The 20,814-nt window shown below is 56.1% G+C and carries 20 protein-coding genes; 14 read left to right on the forward strand and 6 right to left on the reverse strand.

Annotated features, from left to right (window positions below; genetic code table 11):
* The first annotated feature begins 29 nt into the window (after positions 1-29).
* Entirely contained in the window at positions 30-1,754 is a 1,725-nt protein-coding gene (locus tag AAFN83_RS01160; protein ID WP_347766513.1) for an ABC transporter ATP-binding protein, read from the forward strand.
* 16 nt (positions 1,755-1,770) lie between these two features.
* On the opposite strand, the gene AAFN83_RS01165 is transcribed toward AAFN83_RS01160, so the two are convergent.
* From AAFN83_RS01165 to AAFN83_RS01180, 4 genes are read right to left on the reverse strand one after another with little or no spacing between them, the layout of a single operon-like run.
* Positions 1,771-2,946, reverse strand: a complete 1,176-nt coding sequence (locus AAFN83_RS01165; RefSeq protein ID WP_347766514.1) for a Ger(x)C family spore germination protein — start codon at positions 2,944-2,946, stop codon at positions 1,771-1,773.
* On the reverse strand, positions 2,943-4,046 hold the full coding sequence (locus AAFN83_RS01170) for a GerAB/ArcD/ProY family transporter (RefSeq protein WP_347766516.1): 1,104 nt from the start codon (positions 4,044-4,046) through the stop codon (positions 2,943-2,945). Before AAFN83_RS01170 ends, AAFN83_RS01165 begins: the two co-directional genes overlap by 4 nt.
* Positions 4,043-5,548 carry a spore germination protein gene (locus AAFN83_RS01175; protein WP_347766518.1) on the reverse strand — a complete coding sequence of 502 codons (1,506 nt, stop codon included), beginning with the start codon at positions 5,546-5,548 and terminating at the stop codon, positions 4,043-4,045. The genes AAFN83_RS01170 and AAFN83_RS01175 overlap by 4 nt, the downstream gene beginning before the upstream one ends.
* Positions 5,549-5,603: 55 nt before the next feature.
* Positions 5,604-7,343, reverse strand: a complete 1,740-nt coding sequence (locus tag AAFN83_RS01180; RefSeq protein WP_347766519.1) for a methyl-accepting chemotaxis protein — start codon at positions 7,341-7,343, stop codon at positions 5,604-5,606.
* Between the two features lie 220 nt (positions 7,344-7,563).
* Here AAFN83_RS01180 and AAFN83_RS01185 point away from each other — a divergent pair, with 220 nt between their 5' ends.
* The 5 genes from AAFN83_RS01185 (at position 7,564) to phoU (ending at position 11,974) form a co-directional block, all read left to right on the forward strand.
* The gene (locus tag AAFN83_RS01185; protein ID WP_347766520.1) at positions 7,564-8,463 is read left to right on the forward strand and encodes a phosphate ABC transporter substrate-binding protein; all 900 of its coding nucleotides are present in this window, start codon (positions 7,564-7,566) and stop codon (positions 8,461-8,463) included.
* A 357-nt stretch (positions 8,464-8,820) separates the two neighbouring features.
* On the forward strand, positions 8,821-9,672 hold the full coding sequence (gene pstC / locus AAFN83_RS01190; RefSeq protein ID WP_481810468.1) for a phosphate ABC transporter permease subunit PstC: 852 nt from the start codon (positions 8,821-8,823) through the stop codon (positions 9,670-9,672).
* Positions 9,669-10,535 (forward strand): phosphate ABC transporter permease PstA, encoded by an 867-nt coding sequence (gene pstA, locus AAFN83_RS01195; protein WP_347766522.1) that lies wholly within the window; start codon positions 9,669-9,671, stop codon positions 10,533-10,535. Before pstC ends, pstA begins: the two co-directional genes overlap by 4 nt.
* 3 nt (positions 10,536-10,538) lie before the next feature.
* Positions 10,539-11,300 (forward strand): phosphate ABC transporter ATP-binding protein PstB, encoded by a 762-nt coding sequence (gene pstB, locus AAFN83_RS01200; RefSeq protein ID WP_347766523.1) that lies wholly within the window; start codon positions 10,539-10,541, stop codon positions 11,298-11,300.
* Positions 11,301-11,314: 14 nt separating this feature from the next.
* On the forward strand, positions 11,315-11,974 hold the full coding sequence (gene phoU / locus AAFN83_RS01205; RefSeq protein WP_347766525.1) for a phosphate signaling complex protein PhoU: 660 nt from the start codon (positions 11,315-11,317) through the stop codon (positions 11,972-11,974).
* A gap of 288 nt (positions 11,975-12,262) precedes the next feature.
* Here phoU and AAFN83_RS01210 read toward each other — a convergent pair whose 3' ends face one another.
* Positions 12,263-13,027: an HAD family hydrolase gene (locus AAFN83_RS01210; protein ID WP_347766526.1), complete on the reverse strand. Its 765-nt coding sequence runs from the start codon at positions 13,025-13,027 to the stop codon at positions 12,263-12,265.
* Positions 13,028-13,162: 135 nt separating this feature from the next.
* Between AAFN83_RS01210 and polA the strand changes: the two genes are divergently transcribed.
* The 5 genes from polA to AAFN83_RS01235 all read left to right on the forward strand — a co-directional run bounded on the left by polA (position 13,163) and on the right by AAFN83_RS01235 (position 18,788).
* Positions 13,163-15,847 (forward strand): DNA polymerase I, encoded by a 2,685-nt coding sequence (gene polA, locus AAFN83_RS01215; protein ID WP_347766527.1) that lies wholly within the window; start codon positions 13,163-13,165, stop codon positions 15,845-15,847.
* A gap of 105 nt (positions 15,848-15,952) precedes the next feature.
* A complete protein-coding gene (gene mutM, locus AAFN83_RS01220) occupies positions 15,953-16,786 on the forward strand; it encodes a DNA-formamidopyrimidine glycosylase (RefSeq protein WP_347766529.1) in 834 nt (277 codons plus the stop codon).
* A gap of 144 nt (positions 16,787-16,930) precedes the next feature.
* Positions 16,931-17,620: a sporulation membrane protein YtaF gene (ytaF, locus tag AAFN83_RS01225; protein WP_347766530.1), complete on the forward strand. Its 690-nt coding sequence runs from the start codon at positions 16,931-16,933 to the stop codon at positions 17,618-17,620.
* Positions 17,621-17,640: 20 nt separating this feature from the next.
* Entirely contained in the window at positions 17,641-18,231 is a 591-nt protein-coding gene (gene coaE, locus AAFN83_RS01230; protein WP_347767352.1) for a dephospho-CoA kinase, read from the forward strand.
* Entirely contained in the window at positions 18,228-18,788 is a 561-nt protein-coding gene (locus AAFN83_RS01235; protein WP_347766531.1) for a lytic transglycosylase domain-containing protein, read from the forward strand. Before coaE ends, AAFN83_RS01235 begins: the two co-directional genes overlap by 4 nt.
* A gap of 68 nt (positions 18,789-18,856) precedes the next feature.
* Here AAFN83_RS01235 and AAFN83_RS01240 read toward each other — a convergent pair whose 3' ends face one another.
* Complete coding sequence (locus tag AAFN83_RS01240; RefSeq protein ID WP_347766532.1) at positions 18,857-19,072, reverse strand: alpha/beta-type small acid-soluble spore protein; 216 nt, start codon at positions 19,070-19,072, stop codon at positions 18,857-18,859.
* Between the two features lie 140 nt (positions 19,073-19,212).
* On the opposite strand from AAFN83_RS01240, the gene nrdR reads away from it, so the two are divergent.
* From nrdR to AAFN83_RS01255, 3 genes are all read left to right on the forward strand, one after another.
* Positions 19,213-19,704, forward strand: a complete 492-nt coding sequence (nrdR, locus tag AAFN83_RS01245) for a transcriptional regulator NrdR (protein ID WP_347766533.1) — start codon at positions 19,213-19,215, stop codon at positions 19,702-19,704.
* Between the two features lie 105 nt (positions 19,705-19,809).
* A complete protein-coding gene (locus AAFN83_RS01250) occupies positions 19,810-20,211 on the forward strand; it encodes a DUF6508 domain-containing protein (RefSeq protein ID WP_347766534.1) in 402 nt (133 codons plus the stop codon).
* Complete coding sequence (locus tag AAFN83_RS01255; RefSeq protein ID WP_347766535.1) at positions 20,208-20,756, forward strand: AAA family ATPase; 549 nt, start codon at positions 20,208-20,210, stop codon at positions 20,754-20,756. The genes AAFN83_RS01250 and AAFN83_RS01255 overlap by 4 nt, the downstream gene beginning before the upstream one ends.
* The last annotated feature ends 58 nt before the right edge of the window (positions 20,757-20,814 follow it).

Consider the following 20,814-nt stretch of genomic DNA (forward strand, 5'->3'; position numbering starts at 1 on the left):
AAGAGTACTTTTTCAGATAGGAGTGAATCATGAACACGCTGCGCCGCTTTTTCTCGTATTACAAGCCCTATAAGGGGTTATTCGTGTTGGACTTTACCTGCGCGGTCGTCGCCGGGCTTCTGGAGCTGGCCTTCCCGCTTGCTGTCAACCAATTCGTGGACAAGCTGCTGCCTGGCGGCGATTGGTCGCTGATCGTCCTCGCATGCGTCGGCTTGCTCGGGGTATACCTGCTGAATACGCTGCTGCAATTTATCGTTACCTATTGGGGACACATGCTCGGGGTCAACATCGAGACCGACATGCGCAAGAAGCTGTTTGAGAAGCTGCAAAAGCTTTCCTTCCGTTACTTCGACAATACGAAGACGGGTCACCTCGTCGGTCGCATCACCAACGACTTGAATGACATCGGGGAAATGGCTCACCACGGGCCCGAGGACGTGTTCATTGCGATCATGACCTTAATCGGGTCGTTCGCGCTCATGTTCTCGATTCATCCCACGCTCACGCTGCTCACCTTCGTGGTCATTCCGTTCATGGTTTGGATCGCCTACCACTTCAGCCGGAAAATGACCGGCACTTACCGCAACCTGTTCCACAAAGTGGGGGATTTCAACGCTCGCGTGGAAGAAGCCGTCGGCGGCATTCGCGTCGTGCAGGCTTTCGCCAACGAAGCCCATGAAAACAAGCTGTTTGCGGTGAACAACGGCCAATACCGAATCACCAAGCTGCTCGCCTATAAGATTATGGCCAAGAGCTCGTCCATCACGTATATGATGATGCGTCTCGTCTCGATGTTCGTGATGATCGCCGGTACGTGGTTCGTTCTGCGCGGAGAACTGACGAACGGACAATTCGTCGGGTTCCTGCTGCTCACGAACGTCTTCTTCCGCCCGATCGAGAAAATCAACAACGTAATCGAGAGTTACCCGAAGGGAGTGGCGGGCTTCAAGCGCTACCTGGAGGTGCTCGACACGGAATCGGATGTGGCGGATGCCCCGGATGCGGTGGCCGTGTCCTCGCTTAAGGGAGACATTCGGTTCCGCGACGTTTCCTTTGGCTATGAACAGGACAAGCGAATTCTCGACGGCATCCAGCTGTCCATCCATGCCGGAGAAACAGTGGCCTTCGTTGGCCCATCCGGGGCCGGGAAGACGACTTTGTGCAGCCTTCTTCCCCGATTCTACGATGTCACAGATGGAGCGATCACCATCGATGGGCTGGATATTCGCCAGATGACGCTGGAATCGCTCCGCAGACAGATCGGGATCGTGCAGCAGGACGTGTTCCTGTTCTCCGGCTCGATTCGGGACAACATCGCTTACGGCGATCTGGACGCATCGACGGAGGCAATCTGGGAAGCCGCGCGCCGAGCCAAGCTCGATGACATGATTCGGGAACTTCCCGATCAGATGGAGACCGAAATCGGGGAGAGAGGCGTGAAGCTGTCCGGCGGGCAAAAGCAGCGGATGGCCATTGCTCGCATGTTCCTGAAGAACCCGCCGATCCTCATTCTGGACGAAGCGACGTCGGCGCTCGATACGGAGACGGAAGCGGCCATTCAGCAGTCCCTTGCCGAATTGTCGGAGGGCCGCACCACGCTCGTGATCGCACACCGCCTTGCGACGATTCGCAATGCAGACCGCATTGTGGTTGTAACGGAAGAGGGCATCGCAGAAGAAGGACCTCATCGGGAGCTCGTGGAAGCCGGGGGCATCTACGCCCGCCTGCATACCGCCCAATTTGGTCCTTCCTGAGTCGCTTCCGTTCCCGTTACGTATTCGTATACATGCCTGTCCGAGCGATGCGGCATTCCGCTTTTGCGGTGATTTTAATGGTGGGGAACACCTTATCCCATTGTTTTTGAACCTTGTTGAATTCCTTCGGGTACTTCCGATGGAACATTTGAGCGACCTGTAGAGCATCCACGTTGAGCTCCTGCAGGTCGCTCATTGTTTTCTCCACGTCTCGAATGATGAGCTTGTTCGCGTCCCTCTCCACTCTTTTGATGACATGGGGATCATCAAGCGTCAAGGCCGATGCATTTTGAAGAACAACCAACTCTGCGCGAATTTCGACCTCCAGCTTCCACACGCCTTTTTCAATGCTCGGTTCAAACCCGGCAGTGCTGCGCAAGGGTTGAAGGTTGACAAACTCTCCTTCTCCGACCGAAACTGGCATTTTGATCCACCGACTGTGATTTTCAGCCCACAACATCCCCCGCGTTTTCTCCGTGTCCAGCGTGCTCTTCATGAAGCCGTTATGAATAAGGGCGCAGCCCTGTAAGGATTTGATGTCTTCTCTTCCATTGACCCCTCCTTCAAAGTGCAGAAGGGGAAGCGCGACGGCATGGGATTCCCCGAGAAGGCCTTCCGCCAAATCCTTCAGGTTGCGATCGATGCCATACTGCTGTTCAACAAGCACCATAATCCCTAGTGCGGAAGTGGCTTCAACCAAGGGTCTTGCCTCCAAGTAAGACCTTGCTGTTCCCTTACCAACCAGGACTCTCGTTCTCTCCCTTGTCTGAGAAAAGCGCAGGAAGAAATCCATATCCATTTTAATGCCTTTCTTGGCGGCCTGTTCTCCAAAGATGATGGTTTTGCTGTGTCCCCAAAACAGCGTCCTTGACAGCTTGCGCTGCAGGTGATTGACTGCATCATAAGTGGTCGTCCCTGAGGCGCTGATTACCATCGTTTGTCCGGTGGAGCTTTGGATTTTCCCTCCTCCGCTTCCTTCTCCTTGATTGCCGCTGTTTCCACCTGGGCCGGATGTTGTGGAATTGTATAACTGGACCGTGACCTCCACTCGATTATCCGAAAGACGATCAATCCCGACACCTAACACGATCATGATGGTATTGACTTCTTTGCGGTTCCAGCAGCCTCCCGTGCAGAGGGCCATGGTGATGACGAGGAACGACAGCAGCAGCCTACGGATAGCTTTTCTCATGAGGGAGCCGCCTTTTTGGAGGACAAGCGGGACCGGAGTGCCACAAACCACCAGACCAGAGTGGGAACGGCAAGGAAGAACACGAGGAACAGGAACGGAACCGCGGTAGCCAGCACGCGAGCAAGCGTTTCCTGGTTGGGAACCATGAAGATGGAGGTAACGAGAACGATGCCTCCGAGGGGGACGATGAGGGGGCGGTAATCCTTCATTCCGAACCAGTCCGACACATTGGTTACGACAATGTAATAGAAGACAGACAGCTTGACAATTAACGTAGAGACCCAGATGACCATACCTGCCGCTTCCAGGTGCTCGAAGAAATTCGCATAGCTGATGAAGCGGAGCGCGACGAGGAAGGGGAAATTTAGCTCTTTGTTTAGGACACTGAATAGAAACAAGGAGAGGGTATTCACGACAATGAGTGTAATAATCACCATCAAGATCGAACCGACCATAGGCTTCAACGGCTTGCTGTTGGTCGGGAGCATGGGCAGGAAGTTGGACACGAAAGCAAATTCGGCTAGCCAGCCTTGGGCTACATAAGAGGCGCGTATGGAAGGCATGATCCCAAATTCCAGCATGGGCAGCGCGTTTCGTGGTTCCATGACAGGATAAAGCAAGATCACGGCGAGCAGGAGCAACCCCACAAAGGGGAAGATGAAGAGGAGGGACATCCGGCCGAGCACAACGGGGCCCTTGTAGATGGCGTAGGCACAGACGGCCATGACCGTGCCGGTTACGACCAGAATAGGGGTCTGGTCAAGAAAAGGACCGGTGATGAATTCGGAATACTCCCGGGCAACCAAGGAGCACATGAAGAAGAGGATCAGCAGATAGGGGATTCCGACCAATTTGCCCATGAATTTGCCCATGATCTTCGGAAAGTACTGCACCGGTGTTAAACCGGGGAAGTAGCAGTGTGTGCGGTATGCGGCATAGAAGGACAGGAGACCGGAAGGCAGCGCCCAGAGCGGGGAAAACCACATGTCCGTTCCCGCGGCGGCTGCCGTGTTCGCGGGCACGACCAAAATCGCGGTGGTGACGATGGTAAAGTACATCATCACCATAAGCTGCACCGTGGAGAGGGTGCCTCGATTCATCGTCCATTCTCCTTTTTGCCAGCGTTATTGGATGAACGGTTTTTTTCGAACATCGACTGATGCTTTTCCAGCCGTCCGCTGAGAAACGTGCGATTCTGGACCCTGTTTAGCCGTGTGCGCAGGAGGGTGTCCTCCAGTTCGGCTGTCCGCTGCAAGCTGAAATACGGTAGCCCGAACGAGGTCAAGCTCAACATGTGAATGATCACCACAGCGAAGGCGAGGACAAAGCCGACCAACCCCAGGATACCGGATATGATCATGATGGGGAATCGAAGCATCCTTAGCGGAATGCTCATGGCATAATGAGGCACCATGAACGAGGCGATCCCGGTGATCGCAACGACCATTACCATGGGAGGAGAAACGAGGCCGGCCGAGATGGCGGCTTGTCCGATGACGAGGGCTCCGACAATGCTGACCGCAGACCCCACCTGCTTGGGCAGACGGAGTCCGGCTTCCCGGAGCGCTTCGAACATGATCTCCATGAGCAGGGCTTCCACCAAGACAGGGAAGGGAATCTGCTCCCTCGTGTTGGCAATGGTCAGAAGCAGGCTCGTCGGGATCATCTCTTGATGGAAGGTAACGATCGCCACATAGGCAGCCGGCATCAAGAGGGCGATGATGAGGAACAAGTACCGAATGAGGCGGCTTACCGTCCCCTTCCACGCATTGTCATAATCCTCGGGGGACTGCATGAAGCTGAAGAAATTACCCGGAGCGATCAGGACAAAGGGCGTTCCCTCCGTAAAAATAGCGACCCGGCCCTCCAGCAGGTGGGCCGTTACCACATCGGGTCGTTCTGTGGAGAGCAACTGAGGAAAGGGGGAATAGGGGTTGTCCTGGATCAACTCCTCTACCATGCCGCTCTCCAGCAAAGAATCGAACCGGATGGCTTGAAGCCTTCGCATGACTTCATCCACCAACTCGGGCGTAGCTGTATGCTGCAAATAGGCAATGGCTAAAGACGTCTCCGCCAGAAGACCGGTCGTAACCGTCGGCGTCTTCAGATTGGGAGTTCGCAGCCGTCTGCGGAGAATAGACAGATTGGTTGCCAATGTTTCGACGAAGGATTCCTGAGAGCCGCGTACCACGTTCTCCCCTGAGGATTGTTCAATGGAGCGCTGGTTCCACGAAGCGAGCCCGAGGGTCAGCGCATAAGGAAGCCCGTCAACGAATAACACGGGGTTTCCGCTCAGGATGCTCATCACCGCTTCTTTTTGCTTGGTCACCGCTTGAACCTTGCCGATCGGAAGATTGGCTTCGAGGAAGCCTTCGGTGAGGACTTCCTCACGGGTAAGTCCGCGTAACGGCTGAAGAACGCCTCGTTCGAGGCGTTCCATGTCCGAGAGATTTTCCACATAGACAAGCAGCCCGTCAAGGGATCGATCCACCCGAAACGGGTGGATGACGACGTCGGAGCTGTCTGCGAACAGCACCTTCAGCTTGGGCAGGGTAACCGATAACTTGGGATCAATTGGGATGTCTTGTGGATTGGGCTCCATAGTTCCTCCAGAATTCGGGAAAGAATGGAGTTAGTGTGTTCCTCTAGTGGCAGTTTTATGAAGCAGACGTGTTCTGGAATCGGCTGATCTCCAGAAGGAGCTCGCCTGCGGCTTCATGGAGGCCTTCTGATTCCCGCGCTACCTGATCGACGGATTCCCGCTGCCGCCCAACAAGCGCGGTGGTTTCCTCAATCCCCGCAGCCGTTTCCTGGGCAGCTGCTGCAGAGTCGTGGAGGATGGACGAGATGGAGACCGTCTCCCCTTCAGCGCGCTTGACCTGTTCTCGGATTTGACGGATCAAGCTGCCGAGTTCGCCCACCTCGGCTCCAATCCCGTCAAAGTTGCGAATGGCAGCATCTGCGCGATGGTTCTGTTCCTGAAGGCGATCTTGGGCGAAGAGAAGGGATTGCTCCGTTTGACTTGTCTGCTCGGAGAGGCCTTGGGCCAAATCCCCAATGTGCATGGCGGTTTTTCCCGTTTCCGCCGCAAGCTTGCGAACTTCGTCCGCGATGACCAGGAAGCCCTTGCCATGCTCGCCTGCCCGTGCGGCCTCGATGGAAGCGTTCAAGGCCAGGATCCGGGTCTGCTTGCTAATCTCTCCGATCGATTGGACCATTTCCCCGATCCGACCCGACCCGTTGGACAGCTGTCGCATCGCGTCCACCGCCTTGCGAATCGTAACGTCGGACTCACGGGAAGCGGCTTGAAGGGAGCGCGAAGTCTCGCGCGATTGCTCCGCCCCGTGTTCCGCCCGCTTTCCGGTCTCCTCCATGAACGCAGAGGTGGATACCATTCCCCGCATGTTTGTTTTGAGTCCCTCGATCGCATGGACGATCGATTCCGCTCCTTCCGCCTGCTTGCTGCTTGCTGTGGAAATTTCAGCAATCACCTGGTTCAATTCTTCACTTTCTACGGAAGTCGATTCCGTGAACTGCTTAAGGTCGTAGGCATACCCCGTCAATCGGCTCGCGACGCGTTCCGTTGAAGCCACCATGGTGCTCATTTCTTGCGTCATCCGATCAAATCCTTTACTCAGTTGCCCGAGCTCATCCCGGGAGCGGGAGTTGATGCGGTGGCTCAAATCGCCTGCGGCAACCGCACGGACGGCCACCTCCAGCTTTCGTACCGGCCGGATGAAGGCGCGAATAAGGAAAATCGCCATGACCAAGGTGAAGAGGGTGGTCAAGACCGGGGCGATGAGCATGACCCGCGAGGTGCTTTCCATCCGCACTTCCGATTCTTTCGCGGCAGCAAGCTCTGCGGCGCTGTATTCTTGATAAGCGGCATCCAGCCATTGAAAGACCACATCTCGTCCATCTTGAGATTCGGTGTACACCATTTGCAGGTTGCGGGCGATGTCGGCTTCTGCCATTCCGCTCTCTTTTACAACAAACACCGCGCGATCGAAGGATTCCAGGAAGCTGCTGGTCGACAGATTCAGCTTGCCGCGTCTCATCCGGCCCTCCTCGGTCACGGAGCCGCTCCCCACCTGCTTGATGAGCGCATCGAGCTGCGGTCTTTTTTCATTAAAGGCTTCTATGTATTTTTCTTCTCGGGACAGCATGTAGCCAGAAGAGAGGTCCATCAATTGCTGAACTGTTGCCTTCGCCTCCAAAGCCGCCAGCTTCAAAGCCGCTTTTTCATCTTCGACCTGGTAATGCTCATGAACGGCGCGCACTTGGATTCGCGTAAAAGTTGAGGATAAAGTAAAGCTAAGCATGACCGCCAGAAAGCCGAGAGCATAGCGGGCCATTAACGAATGGCGCAGTCCGTGAACCCAAGTTGTTTTTTTCATAGATCCCATTTCTCCTCCGTCGGTACCTTTTTGTTCATTATAAAAAGCGTGAATAAAAGCACATGTCGATTCCTGTAAAACGAGTGTTAAATTCTGGACGCCCACAAAATTTACATTCGGTTAACGATGTGCATGCTTGCGGTTAACATACGGGCAGTAAGATGAGTTTGTAAGCAAGACAGAGAGAAAATCCGAATAGCGAGAAGGAGGACATGGATTCATGTCGAAAAAATGGTGGAGTCTTACGGTCGTGTTCGTACTGGTAATGGGATTGCTGGCAGGTTGCAGCACGAAGAAAGAAGGAGAAGCTTCTACCTCGCCTTCAGCTTCGGCGGCAGCAACGGAATCGGCAGCACCGGCCACGGATGATAAAGTAGAAGGAACGGTAACGGCATCGGGTTCGACGGCTCTGCAACCGCTCGTCGCATTGGCAGGAGACAAGTTCATGGCTGCTCACAGCGGCGCAGACGTAAAAGTAACCGGCGGTGGTTCCGGTACTGGCGTGAAGAACGTAGCAGGCGGCGTATCCGACATCGGGAACTCCGACGTGGAAGCCGACGATCAATACAAGGCTGATCTGGTTGACCACATTGTTGCCATCGCTCCTTTCGTCCTGATCGTGAGCAACGACGTGAAGGTGGACGACCTGACGAAGCAACAAGCGGCTGACATCTTCAGCGGCAAGATCACCAACTGGAAAGAAGTTGGCGGCGAAGACAAAGCCATCAACCTCATCCATCGTCAAGAGAGCTCCGGCTCCCGCAAGCTCGTGAAGAAAATCATCCTCGACGGCGGCGAATTCGCTACCGCTGGCGTAACGCAAGAATCCAGCAAGACGGTTGCTCAAGCGGTCTCTCAAGGCACGGGTGCGATCGGGTATGTCGACGCTCCTTATGTAACGGATACGGTAAAGGCCCTGAAACTGGATGGATCGGCTTTCTCCAAGGAAACGATCGCAAGCGGCAAGTATGTTCTGTACGGTATCGAGCACATGTACACGAAGGGTGAGCCGAAGGGCGCTGTAAAAGCCTTCCTGGACTACATCATGAGCAAGGAATTCATCGAAAGCGCAGAAGTCGAAAAGATGGGCTTCCTGCCGGCCGACCTGATTCAAAAATAAGAAGCGGGTTCGGGAAGAGGTGCGCCGATTCCCGCTCGTGAACAAAAAGAGCCTCCGAGGAGGCTCTTTTTTTCTCAGGACGGTGCGGCCTTTACATAAGCTTAATGTTTACGTGGAGTTAACAAATGCCTGCGATTCTATTAACACTCATTTATTATCCTAGAGGGAGTAGGGAATGCATTTTCCCTGTCTTGGCTCGCGCCTTCAGACAGGGGACGCCATCCGGCGTAATCCTGGATTATTCGATTCGGAGGTTATAACATGTCCGTCATCACGGAAAGGAACAGCAATGCGAATCAGGACGGGAAGGAACAAGCAACGTCCTGGGCGAAGAGGCAAGCCCGTGCAGACCGTATCATGCGCTACCTGTTTGTAGGCGGGGCGATTCTGGTCTCGGTCGTGATCTTCTCGATTATTCTGTTCGTCGGCTTTCAAGGGAGCAAAACCTTCCGCGATGTGTCGTTTGCCGAGTTTTTCTTCAGCACCAAATGGAGTCCGTCCGCGGATAATCCCAGCTTCGGCGTATTTCCATTCTTGTACAGTACGATTCTGCTCGCGGGCATCTCGATTCTGCTCGCCGTTCCTTTGGCGCTGTCCGGCGCCGTATTCATGGCGAAGATCGCCCCGAAGTGGATGCGTGAAATCATGCGCCCCGCGGCAGATCTGTTCGTCGGCATTCCTTCCGTTGTCTATGGCTTGATCGGCTTGACGGTCATCGTGCCCTTTCTGGGCCGAACCTTTAACGGCTCCTCAAGCGCAGGCTACGGCATTTTGCCGGCTGCGATCGTGCTCGCCATCATGATCCTGCCGACCATTCTCTCGGTTTCGGAGGATGCGCTTCGCTCCCTTCCGGGCCGTCTGGAAGAAGCCTCGCTCGCTCTCGGCGCCACCCGGTGGCAGACGATCTGGCGGGTGCTCCTGCCGGCCGCTCGTCCCGGCATCCTGACCGGGGTTATTCTCGGCATGGGCCGCGCGATCGGGGAGACGATGGCCGTGTTCATGGTCATCGGGAACGCTCCGGTGATCCCGAAGTCCCTTCTCGACTCCACGACGGTGCTGACCACGGCCATCGTGAAGGATATGGCCAATACCTTCTTTAACACGACATGGAACAACTCGCTTTACCTGATGGCGCTCGTGCTTCTTCTCCTGTCGCTGTCCCTCATCTTACTGATCCGCGTCGTGGCGGGAAGGAGCGAAGTGAAGTGAACAAGACCCATTCCAAACTTACAGACCGTGTGGCCACGCTTTATTTCTGGCTCTCCGGTATTCTCATCGTCGGCATCCTCGCCTGGTTTCTCTTCGATATTCTGAGCAAGGGCTTGCCTAACATCTCCTGGAAGTTTATCACCGGAATGCCTTCCGAGGTAGCCGCAGGCGGCGGTGTGGCCCCGATGCTGTTCAACTCGTTCTACATTCTGTTCCTGTCGCTCGTTGTCTCCTTGCCAATCGGCGTCGGTGCCGGGATCTACCTCGCGGTGTATGCCAAGAAGAACAAGTTCACCGATCTGATCCGACTCTCCGTCGAAGCGCTCGCTTCGGTTCCGTCCATCGTGTTCGGTCTGTTCGGCGCTCTGCTCTTCGTGAGCTGGTTTGGCTGGAAAATCTCGATCATCAGCGGCGCGGCGACCTTGTCGCTCCTCAACCTTCCGGTTCTGGTGCGCGTAACCGAGGAATCGCTGCGCACGGTTCCTGCGTCGTACTGGGAAGCCTCGCTCGCGCTGGGCTCCAGCCGCTGGCAGGCGATCCGCAAGGTGCTGCTGCCTTCCGCCTTGCCCGGCCTCATCACCGGGATTACCCTTGTAGCAGGCCGTGCTCTCGGCGAGACGGCGGTTCTGATCTACACCGCCGGTACGGCATCCTCGCGGGCCTTCCCCGATTTCGGGCTGAAGGAAATGGGCTCGACGCTGGCCGTTCACCTCTGGTACTCGGGCTCGTCCTCGCTTGCCCCTGACGCTGATCAGATCGCCAAGGGAAGCGCCGCCTTGCTCATCCTGATTGTCCTCATCTTTAATCTGGCCATTGCACTGCCGGGCCGAATCATTTCAAAACGACACAACGGAGGGAACTAATCCATGAACTCCACGCATAAAATCCATGTTGAGGGCTTGAACCTGTTCTATGGGGACAATCAAGCGCTGTATGACATCGGCCTTGATATGCCGGCCAACTCCATTACCGCGCTCATCGGTCCTTCGGGCTGCGGAAAGTCTACCTTCCTCCGGACATTGAACCGGATGAACGATCTGATCGACAGCGTGCGCATCACGGGCAAGGTTTTGGTGGAAGGAACCGATATCTATGCGCCGGACACCGATGTCGTCTCGCTGCGTAAACGCGTCGGGATGGTCTTCCAGCGTCCGAACCCGTTCCCGATGTCCATCTATGACAACATTGCTTATGGGCCGCGCATCCACGGCATCAAGAAAAAGGCGCAGCTGGACGAAATCGTCGAGCGCAGCCTGAAGCAAGCGGCTCTCTGGGATGAAGCGAAGGACCGGCTGAACAAGTCGGCCCTCGGGCTGTCCGGCGGCCAGCAGCAGCGGTTGTGCATTGCCCGGCTGCTTGCTGTGGAACCGGATGTGCTTCTGATGGACGAACCGACGTCGGCGCTTGACCCGATCTCCACCTTGAAGGTGGAGGAATTGACGGGACAACTGAAGGAACGGTATACCATTATCATCGTTACGCACAACATGCAGCAGGCTGCACGGATTTCGGACACCACGGCGTTCTTCCTGAACGGGGTGCTGGTCGAAGCAAGCGATACGGAGAAGATGTTCCAGACGCCCAGTGACAAACGGACAGAAGATTACATTACGGGACGATTCGGCTAAGGAGGAAACCCCACATGGATACGAGATCAAGCTATCATCAATCGTTGGATGAGTTGCAGCTGGAGCTGCTCGCCATGGGCAGACTGGTAGAAGAGCAAATTCGGCAATCGGTGGAGTCGCTCAAGACGATCGACGACAAGATGGCTCGCGAAATTGTCGAGGTGGATGACACCATCGACGAAATGCTGAAGAAGATTGAGGAGCGCAGCCTGAAGCTGATCGCGCTCCAGCAGCCGCTCGCGAGCGACCTTCGCATTATCGGCATGGCCATGAAGATCGCCGTCGACCTGGAGCGGATCGCGGACCATGCGGTGGATATCGCCAAGGTTACCCTGCGGATGTCCGGCGATTCACTCGTGAAGCCGCTCGTCGATATCCCGTATATGGCCGAGCTCGCCATTGAGATGCTGCGCGAATGCATCCGCTCGTACACCGAGCGTGACATTCAACGGGCAGCAGCCCTTGCGGACAAGGACGACCAAGTCGACAGCCTGTACAGCAAGGTACTGACTGAGCTGACCGGCATGATGGGCAGCGATCTGCGCGTCAACCGCCAGCTGACCCACTTGATGCTCGTCTCCCACTACATCGAGCGGGTAGCCGATCACACGACGAACATCGGCGAAGGCGTTATTTACATGGTGACGGGCAAGCGCAAGGACCTGAATATTTGACGGAAAATCGGCGCAACTTACGCTGGTTGATGGGGATGCTATAATGGAATGGTCCACGAAATCGTGGGCCATTTTTGCATTCAACATTCTCTTTGGAGGCTAACCATGACGAAAGCGACAGCTGCTGATCGCGTGAAGCTCGCGCCAGGATTCTGGTCCAGCTTGCGCCAATTAGGGATCTCTCCTGAAGAGTCAAAGGCTCGCCAATCCGAATGGATGGCGGACTGGTCCCGACCATCTATTAATCCATGACGCTAGTCTAATCCAGGCGCCTTCTACAGTTGCGCACTATTCCAATACATGCGCAAGCTGCTGCAGGCTGCCCGCTTGCAGCAGCCAGCCGCCTGGGCGGCGCACCGCCGTGACCGTGGAGAGCTTTCCCGGGCGAAACCAGCAGGCATCCATGCCTACGCGGAGCGCGCCTGCGGTGTCCTTGGTGCGGGAGTCGCCGACCATCATCGCGTCGGAGGGAGACAGGGACAACGTCTCCAACGCCTGTTGAAACAGGTCGGGATGCGGCTTGCCCCGTTGCCCGGCTCCCGCGGTGAACAGTCGTGCAGGCGGGAAGAACGCCTCAAGCCTCGCTCGTTTCACCCTCCCTTCCAGCCGCAGTCGGCTCCCGTTGCTGATGAGGGCGATCTTTCGCCCCCTCCCAATCGCCTCCAAAGCCTGGAGAGTCCCCGCATACAGGCGCGGGTCGCTCTCCAGGCTTTCTTTGATTGCGCGGTCCAGCTTGAGAAGGAAGGCAGAGGAACGCGGAACGGGCAGCGCACTCACAGCTTTCGCAAGGCAAGCTCTGCGCAGGAGCGCCTTCGCTTCAACGGTTCGCCGGGCGGTTGGCCCCGCGGTCAAGCGCTGCCTTTCCTTGCGATACTGCGCAAGCGCCTCGCGCTCCCATTCGGAGCGGTCCGCTGCGCTGGAGCGCGCCGCCAGCTCCCGAATCTCCCGGGCGAGCGCGGCTTCATAGCTTGCCTCCGGATCGATCAGCGTCCCGTTCAGATCGAAGAATACTGCCTTCTTGGGACCGTTCCGCTTCCATTCCTCGATGCTCATTCGTTATCCTCCCGTAGGGCACATCCGCGATAAGCCCCGCTGTCTTTGTTTCATGCGTATGCGCACGAGTTGGATTTTATCCGATTCTCCCAGTATGCTATGATGACAATAGATCTGTTAACGAAGAGGTGTTCCATGGACAAGCTCGTATTGATTGATGGGAACAGCATCGCCAGCCGGGCGTTCTATGCTCTCCCGCTGCTCAGCAATTCCTCCGGTTTTCATACAAACGCCGTATACGGCTTTACGACCATGCTTCTCCGGTTGATCGAGGAAGAGAAGCCGACTCATTTTCTTGTCGCCTTTGATGCCGGCAAGGTTACGTTCCGCCATACTGACTATAAGGAATACAAGGGAGGCCGAGCCAAAACGCCCCCGGAGCTGTCGGAGCAATTCCCGCTTCTCAAGGAACTGATGCAGGCGTTCGGCATCGCTCAATTTGAGCTGGAAGGCTACGAAGCGGATGACATCATCGGCACGATGAGCCGCGTGGGCGAAGAAGCGGGCATGGAGGTGGTCATTGTCTCCGGTGACAAGGACATGCTTCAGTTGGCGTCCGAACGAGTCACCGTCGCGCTTACCCGCAAGGGAATCAGCGAGACCGAACGCTTCGATCCGGCGCACATCCGCGAAGTATACGATCTCACACCCGATCAGATTCGCGACCTGAAGGGACTGATGGGAGACAGCTCGGATAACATTCCCGGAATTCCGGGGGTAGGCGAGAAGACGGCCCTCAAGCTGCTTCATGAGCATCCGACTGTGGAAGAGGTCCTTGCTGCGGCAGACGGGATCAAGGGGAAGCTGGGTGAGAAGGTTCGCGCCCACGCCGAAGATGCGCGCATGAGCAAGGAGCTGGCGACGATCTATCGGGAAGTCCCGATGGATGTCAGTTGGGAAGACAAGCGATTCACCGGCTACGAAGGTCCCAAGCTGGCCGCCATGTTCCGTAAGCTGGAATTCAAGTCGCTCCTGGAGAAGATGGATTTCTCGGGAGGCTCTGCTTCCGAGGATGGAGAAACCGATAGGGCCGTATTGGGCGAAGAAGCACCAGAAGCGGTCTTGTTGAAGACTCTTTCGATTCATGCCGACAACCTGGGTGAGCTTCTTGAGCAGCTGCCGGCCATCGAGACGGTGCATGTGGAGACGATCGGCGACAACCCGCATACGGCCGAGCTGGCGGGGGTGGTTCTCTATGCACACGAAACTGGCTATTTTCTGACCGAAGAGATTCTTGCCTCGGAACCCGCGCAACCGATCCGGGAGTGGCTGAGCGACCCTTCTACGGATAAGACGGTCTTCGATCTTCATCGCGCCAAGGTTACCTTGGCTTGGTGGGGAATTGTCCTCCAAGGCTGTTCTTTTGACGTTGTGCTTGCAGCATACCTGCTTGACCCGACTGAGTCCACACTCACGCTGCATGCCATGCTGAACAAATACGGCTTGCCGGGGATTCTCGACGATGTAGATGTCTACGGCAAGGGAGCCAAGTTCAAGCTTCCGGAAGCCGCGGAGCTGGGCGAGCATCTGGTGCGGAAGGCAGCCGCAATCGCGCGGATTGCTTCCTTACAGAAGAAGGAGTTGGCCGAGAAGGAAATGACCGGCCTCTACTTCGACCTGGAGCATCCGCTTGCAAGCGTCCTGGCCGATATGGAGCTGCAGGGGATGAAGATCGCGCCTGAGGTACTGAGCGCCATCGGGCAAGAGCTGAAGGAGCGCATCGAAGCGCTGGTGGCGGACATCTACCATCATGCGGGCATGGAATTCAACCTGAACTCGCCCAAGCAGCTCGGAGACGTGCTCTTCAACAAGCTCGGCCTCCCCATCGTCAAGAAGACGAAGACCGGGCCGTCTACGGACGTCGAGGTGCTGGAACGGCTCCGTAGCCGCCATGAGGTCGTGGCTCACATCCTTGATTATCGATCGCTGGCCAAGCTTCAGTCGACCTATATCGAAGGACTGCTGAAGGAAGTGCGTTCGGATACCGGCAAGATTCATACCTTTTACCGGCAGACGATCACCGCTACCGGTCGTCTCAGCAGCCAGTTCCCCAACCTGCAGAACATTCCGATTCGGCTGGAGGAGGGCCGCAAGATCCGTAAAGCCTTCGTGCCGTCCGAGCCGGGCTGGCAAATTCTGTCCGCGGACTATTCCCAGATCGAGCTGCGCGTTCTAGCGCACATCTCCCAGGATGAGCGGCTGGTCGACGCGTTCTATCACAACATGGACATTCACACGAAAACCGCGATGGACGTGTTTGGCGTAAGCGAGGCAGACGTCGACCGCAATATGCGCCGTCAAGCAAAGGCCGTCAACTTCGGGATCGTCTATGGGATCAGCGATTATGGATTGTCTCAAAACCTGGACATTTCCCGGGCGGATGCCGCGCGTTTCATCGAACAATATTTTGCCGTCTTCCAAGGGGTTCGCAAGTACATGGACGACATCGTACTGAGCGCGCGTCGCGACGGCTATGTGACGACGCTCCTGCATCGCCGCCGCTACTTGCCGGAGATCAACGCGTCCAACTACAACCTGCGCTCGTTCGCCGAGAGAACCGCGATGAACACGCCGATTCAGGGTACGGCCGCGGATATCATCAAGCTCGCCATGGTCCAAATGGCAGACAGGCTGAAGAGCGAAGGGCTGCAGAGCCGCATGCTGCTGCAGGTGCACGATGAACTCGTCTTCGAGGTTCCGGTGGAGGAGATGGAACGGATGGAGAAGCTTGTGCCCGAAGTGATGGAGGGAGCGCTTAAGCTGAATGTGCCGCTCAAGGTGGAAGTCGAGAGCGGAGCGGATTGGTACGAAGCGAAGTAGGCTCTCCGACGCACAGGAAATGAGCGGAAACGGGTGGTCACTCTATCCCGGATGCGGTATGCTTAAGGGTGTACAAGAAACCTGCATCAGAAAAGGATGGTGACCATGCCGGAACTTCCAGAGGTAGAAACGGTCGTTCGCACATTAAACCGGCTTGTTGCCGGTAAAACCATAGAGCGTGTTCAAGTATTGCTCCCGCGGATTATTCAGCGTCCCGCGGAGCCGGAGCTGTTTGAGGCGGCTCTCGTTCAGCAAACCATTCATCGGCTGGAGCGCAGAGGGAAATTCATTCGATTTGTCCTGGATGATCTGACCCTCATCTCCCATCTGCGTATGGAAGGGCGATATGGGGTGAATGTGGCGGGAGAGCCGATTGAGAAACACACCCATGTGATCTTTGCGATGACAGACGGCACCGAGCTGCGCTACCGAGATGTTCGTCAATTCGGCACGATGCATATTTTCCGTCAGGGAGAGGAATGGTCGCTTCCTCCCTTGCATAAACTGGGCTTGGAACCGCTTGATCCCGCCTTCACCCCGGAGGCTCTCCGGAAGCGAATCGGGGACAAGCCGACCAAGCTGAAGCCTCTTCTGCTTAATCAGGAGGCGATTGCGGGTCTCGGTAACATCTATGTTGATGAAGCGCTGCACCGAGCCGGCCTCCACCCAGAGAGACCAGCTAACTCGCTTTCCCAGAAGGAGATGGATTTTCTTCACCGCTCCATTACCGAAGTGCTGCAGGAGGCGGTGGACGCAGGAGGGTCTTCCATTAAGTCCTACGTCAACGGTCAGGGGGAGATGGGAATGTTCCAGCAGCAGCTCCACGCCTACGGGATGACCGGGCAGCCCTGCCGCCATTGCGGCCATCCGATCGAGAAGACTCGGCTTGGCGGACGAGGCACCCACTTTTGTCCTCATTGCCAAGTCCTGCGCGCCTAAAAAAGAAGTGCACGATTCGGTGGGCACTGCCATATCCTGAGATGGGGTCGCAAGCCGACCCGGAGGGAGCTCCCGGCCATCGTTGAACCGGAAAGCTTCTTCCATTTCGCCGGGTTTCCGCCGGTGTCAAGGGAGGGCATTGCATTGCCGCCGATCGTGTCCCTGTTGATCTTGGCTTTTGCCGTGAGCTTGGATGGATTCGGAGTAGGAGCCATGTATGGCCTGAGGAAGATCCGCATCCCGATCCTATCGCTGATCATCATCTCGCTTTGTTCCGCCCTCGTGATCCTGCTCTCGATGAAGCTGGGCGTTTGGCTCCTGCAGTTCATCCCGGAGCAGGCAGCTCGAGATGTCGGTGCCGTGATTCTCATCGGCATTGGCCTTTGGACCATCTACCAAGTCACCACGCAGAAGGATGACGGTCCTGGGGAAGTTGCCGATGCTTCGGTTCAAGCCGTGACAGGCCCTCACCCGGAAGCGGGACCCGCGACGAAGCCGCTCTTCACCCTCGAGTGGAAGCGGATGGGCATCGTGATTCAAATCCTGCGTACGCCTTCGATGGCGGACGTCGACCGTTCCGGAATTATTTCCCCCGCAGAAGCGGGCCTGCTCGGGATTGCCCTGTCGTTCGATGCCTTTGGTGCTGGCATCGGAGCGGCGCTGATCGGCTACCCGCCCTATGCGACCGCTGCACTGATTGCAGGCGTAAGCGGCTTGTTTCTGGCCAGCGGCTTAAAGGTAGGCTTCCGCTTTTCCGAGCTCGCCTGGATCCGCCGCCTGTCTGCGCTGCCTGGTTGTATCTTGATCCTCATGGGGATCATGAAGATGTTGTAAAGGAGAGAACCGCCTTGAACATGGGCCTCACCGGAGGAATTGCATGCGGCAAAAGCGTCGTGGCGGCCATGCTGGCCGACCGCGGCGCGCGGCTCATCGATGCGGATAAGATCGCCCGCTTCGTTGTGGAGCCGGGCCATCCGGGGCTCGACCGGGTGGTGGACCGCTTCGGCCCGGAAATTCTCCAGCTGGACGGTACTTTAAACCGGCAGGAGCTGGGCCGTCGTATTTTTGCTTCCGCAGAGGAGCGGGAAGCGCTCGACGGCATCCTCCATCCGCTCATCATTCAGGAAATCCGCGAGCGGATGGAGCGTTCGGCTCTTGAAGCGCCGGACAAGCTGGTCGTAGCGGATGTTCCTCTCCTCTATGAAAGCGGCATGGTGCCGCTGTTTGACCAGGTCATGGTCGTCTATGCTTCGCCGGAGGTGCAGGTGACCAGGCTGATGAAGCGCAACGGCCTCTCCCGAGAGGAAGCGCTTCAGCGGATCGCTTCCCAGATGCCCGTTGAGGAGAAGGCGAGAAGAGCGGATCGGTTAATTCGAAATGACGGAGATCTGGATGATACCGAGCGCCAGGTAGAGGCTTTCTGGCGGGAAATGGGGCTGCCATGAGCCGTTTTCGAAAAAAACGGGTCTTTGCCCTGCTTTTGCTTGCCATGATCCTCCTGCTTTTTTACAATAATACATGGATAGGCCGTTTGATCTACCCGATCTCCTATCGCGAGGAGATCGAGGCAGCCGCCGTCGCGAACCAGGTGGACCCGCTTCTGATCGCCGCCATCATTCGAGTGGAAAGCAATTATCGAACGTCCTCCGAATCGCACAAAGGGGCTGTCGGCATCATGCAGCTGATGCCCGATACCGCCAGTTGGCTGATCGACCGGGATAGTTCTCTGTCCTCTCTGCGGAACAAAGACCTGCGTGACCCAGCCGTTAACATCGAGCTGGGCGCTCGCTACCTTCAGTATTTGAATGAGCGCTTTGGAGGCAACCGCGCCGCGATGGCAGCCGCCTACAATGCCGGGCACGGAAAGGTCGCCCGCTGGCTGGAAGAGAACACGTGGGATGGAACGCTCGAGCAGGCTGACCGGATTCCCATCGGAGAGACCCGCAAATATGTAAAATCGGTTCAGTATTATTACGCAAAATATGTACAAGTGTACCGATAAAGAAAGAAGTGCCGGACAAGCGGATTCGCTCGCCCGACACTTCGTTTCCTTCAAGGTATTACGAATCATTATTTACCAGCCAGTTGTTGCTCGGCGATTTCGACAAGACGGCGGGTGATATGACCACCAATCGCACCCGTATCGCGGGATGCCATATAGCCATAGTAACCGTCTTGCGGAATTTGGATGCCAAGCTCTTGAGCAACTTCATACTTCAGTTGATCCAGAGCTTGATTGGCTTGAGGAACAACCAAAACGTTGTTACTTCTCGATCCTGCTCCCATGTGTTGTCACCTCCTCGTCAGTTGGTACCTGTATTATGTGCCGGAACCCGGACTTCATTCAGTTCAAGGCTTCCAATTCCCACCACTGATATTGAGAAAGACTTCACCACTCACATCACTCACGAGGGAAGGTGCCCTTGATGAAATGCCCTTACTGCGATCATGTCGGAACCAAAGTGCTGGATTCCCGTGCCGCCAATGAAAACAAATCGATCCGCCGCCGTCGGGAGTGCGAAGCTTGCCTGCGTCGATTCACCACGTTTGAGATGGTGGAAGAAACCCCGCTCATGGTCATCAAGAAGGACGGAAGCCGCGAGGAATTCAGCCGTGACAAAATCTTGCGGGGCTTGATGCGCGCATGTGAAAAACGGCCGGTTCCGGTGGAAACGATGGAGGCCATTGTCTCCGAGGTGGAACGCAAGATCCGCGAAACCGCTCTGTCTGAGGTGGAAAGCCGTGAGATCGGCGAGCTGCTGATGGATGAGCTGTACCCGGTGGATGAAGTGGCGTTTGTCCGCTTCGCATCCGTCTATCGTCAATTTAAGGATATCAATGTGTTCATGAAGGAGCTGTCCTCGCTGCTTTTGAAAAACCAAGGGACAGCGCCGGACGAGGGCAAAGGCAACGCTTGAGCATTGAAGCGGCGGCTGTTCGTTCTTTAGGAAGGGAGGAAGAGGAGATCCGCGGCAGACGAGGGTCTCTTTTTTCCGTTTGGTAACCAAAAAGGAGGGTCTGTCATGGCCTATGATGCCCATCTGACGCCAGAGGATTTAGCACGAATCATCCCCTACTTGGATTACTTCGAGAATCCCGAAAGCGTGTTTTACACGGAAAAGAATGGCTATTACCTGCAAAGTCAGGAAGTAAGCCGGTTTCGCAAGGAGTTAGACGACATTGGATTTCTTCAGGTATTCGACTGGAGAAGCTGGCTCGACGAAAACGAGGAATACCGGGATTTGGACAACCCCCTCCGCGATAAGATCATGGGGGAAGACTTGGACGGACTCCGTAAGCTGATGACCAGTTATATCCGGGGAGATCGGTTTGTCGAGGGTCTCTTTCTTCACGCCGTCCAGAATGGGCATGTTGCGGCTGTTCTAAATAGGGTAAAAGGCCTGTTGGAGCAGAAAAGTCCATGATCAACCGAATCCATCTACTCGGCGCATCCGGTTCCGGTACAAGCACCTTGGCAAGAGAGTTGGCGAGGACGTATGGCCTCCGTCATCTCGATACGGACGATTATTACTGGCTGCCGACGGAAGAGCCTTTTACACAATGTAGAGAAGTGGAGGAGCGGCAGCGTCTGTTGGCAGAGGATCTGTTGGCTGCTCCCAAGTGGGTGTTATCGGGTTCCTTGTGCGGATGGGGCGATCGCTTTATCCCCCTGTTTGATTTGGTCATCTTCCTGTGGCTTCCTGAAGAGATCCGCATGACGAGGTTACGGGAGAGGGAAGCTGGCCGATACGGGCAAGAGGTGGAGCCGAACGGCAAGAGGTACTCCGCCTATTTGAAATTTCTGGAGTGGGCGTCCCACTACGATGGAGCTGGAGTGGAGATGAGAAGCCGAGCGCTTCATGAAGAGTGGTTGATGGGATTGCCCTGTCCGGTTCTCCGCTTGGAAGGCGATCTATCGATGGAGGAAAAGCTGGCAACGATCGGAAGGTTCCTGGACCATAATCGCTGAACGGAGAAGGCGGATCGTCTTTTCATGAAAAAGGTTCTCCCGCTTGGGGACAACCTTT

It is taken from the genome of Gorillibacterium sp. CAU 1737, from assembly GCF_039888655.1.
GTDB lineage: Bacteria > Bacillota > Bacilli > Paenibacillales > NBRC-103111 > Gorillibacterium.

What these genes read in the sequence shown, in the direction of transcription:
- AAFN83_RS01170 (WP_347766516.1), bottom strand. Translation starts at nt 4,046, where the DNA reads ATGAATCGAGGCACCCTCTCCACGGTGCAGCTTATGGTGATGATGTAC.
- coaE (WP_347767352.1), top strand. Translation starts at nt 17,641, where the DNA reads ATGGGCCTCACCGGAGGAATTGCATGCGGCAAAAGCGTCGTGGCGGCC.
- AAFN83_RS01185 (WP_347766520.1), top strand. Translation starts at nt 7,564, where the DNA reads ATGTCGAAAAAATGGTGGAGTCTTACGGTCGTGTTCGTACTGGTAATG.
- AAFN83_RS01240 (WP_347766532.1), bottom strand. Translation starts at nt 19,072, where the DNA reads ATGGGAGCAGGATCGAGAAGTAACAACGTTTTGGTTGTTCCTCAAGCC.
- AAFN83_RS01165 (WP_347766514.1), bottom strand. Translation starts at nt 2,946, where the DNA reads ATGAGAAAAGCTATCCGTAGGCTGCTGCTGTCGTTCCTCGTCATCACC.
- AAFN83_RS01175 (WP_347766518.1), bottom strand. Translation starts at nt 5,548, where the DNA reads ATGGAGCCCAATCCACAAGACATCCCAATTGATCCCAAGTTATCGGTT.
- pstC (WP_481810468.1), top strand. Translation starts at nt 8,821, where the DNA reads ATGCGCTACCTGTTTGTAGGCGGGGCGATTCTGGTCTCGGTCGTGATC.
- AAFN83_RS01250 (WP_347766534.1), top strand. Translation starts at nt 19,810, where the DNA reads ATGGCCTATGATGCCCATCTGACGCCAGAGGATTTAGCACGAATCATC.
- pstB (WP_347766523.1), top strand. Translation starts at nt 10,539, where the DNA reads ATGAACTCCACGCATAAAATCCATGTTGAGGGCTTGAACCTGTTCTAT.
- AAFN83_RS01210 (WP_347766526.1), bottom strand. Translation starts at nt 13,027, where the DNA reads ATGAGCATCGAGGAATGGAAGCGGAACGGTCCCAAGAAGGCAGTATTC.
- AAFN83_RS01235 (WP_347766531.1), top strand. Translation starts at nt 18,228, where the DNA reads ATGAGCCGTTTTCGAAAAAAACGGGTCTTTGCCCTGCTTTTGCTTGCC.
- AAFN83_RS01255 (WP_347766535.1), top strand. Translation starts at nt 20,208, where the DNA reads ATGATCAACCGAATCCATCTACTCGGCGCATCCGGTTCCGGTACAAGC.
- polA (WP_347766527.1), top strand. Translation starts at nt 13,163, where the DNA reads ATGGACAAGCTCGTATTGATTGATGGGAACAGCATCGCCAGCCGGGCG.
- mutM (WP_347766529.1), top strand. Translation starts at nt 15,953, where the DNA reads ATGCCGGAACTTCCAGAGGTAGAAACGGTCGTTCGCACATTAAACCGG.
- AAFN83_RS01180 (WP_347766519.1), bottom strand. Translation starts at nt 7,343, where the DNA reads ATGAAAAAAACAACTTGGGTTCACGGACTGCGCCATTCGTTAATGGCC.
- AAFN83_RS01160 (WP_347766513.1), top strand. Translation starts at nt 30, where the DNA reads ATGAACACGCTGCGCCGCTTTTTCTCGTATTACAAGCCCTATAAGGGG.
- phoU (WP_347766525.1), top strand. Translation starts at nt 11,315, where the DNA reads ATGGATACGAGATCAAGCTATCATCAATCGTTGGATGAGTTGCAGCTG.
- nrdR (WP_347766533.1), top strand. Translation starts at nt 19,213, where the DNA reads ATGAAATGCCCTTACTGCGATCATGTCGGAACCAAAGTGCTGGATTCC.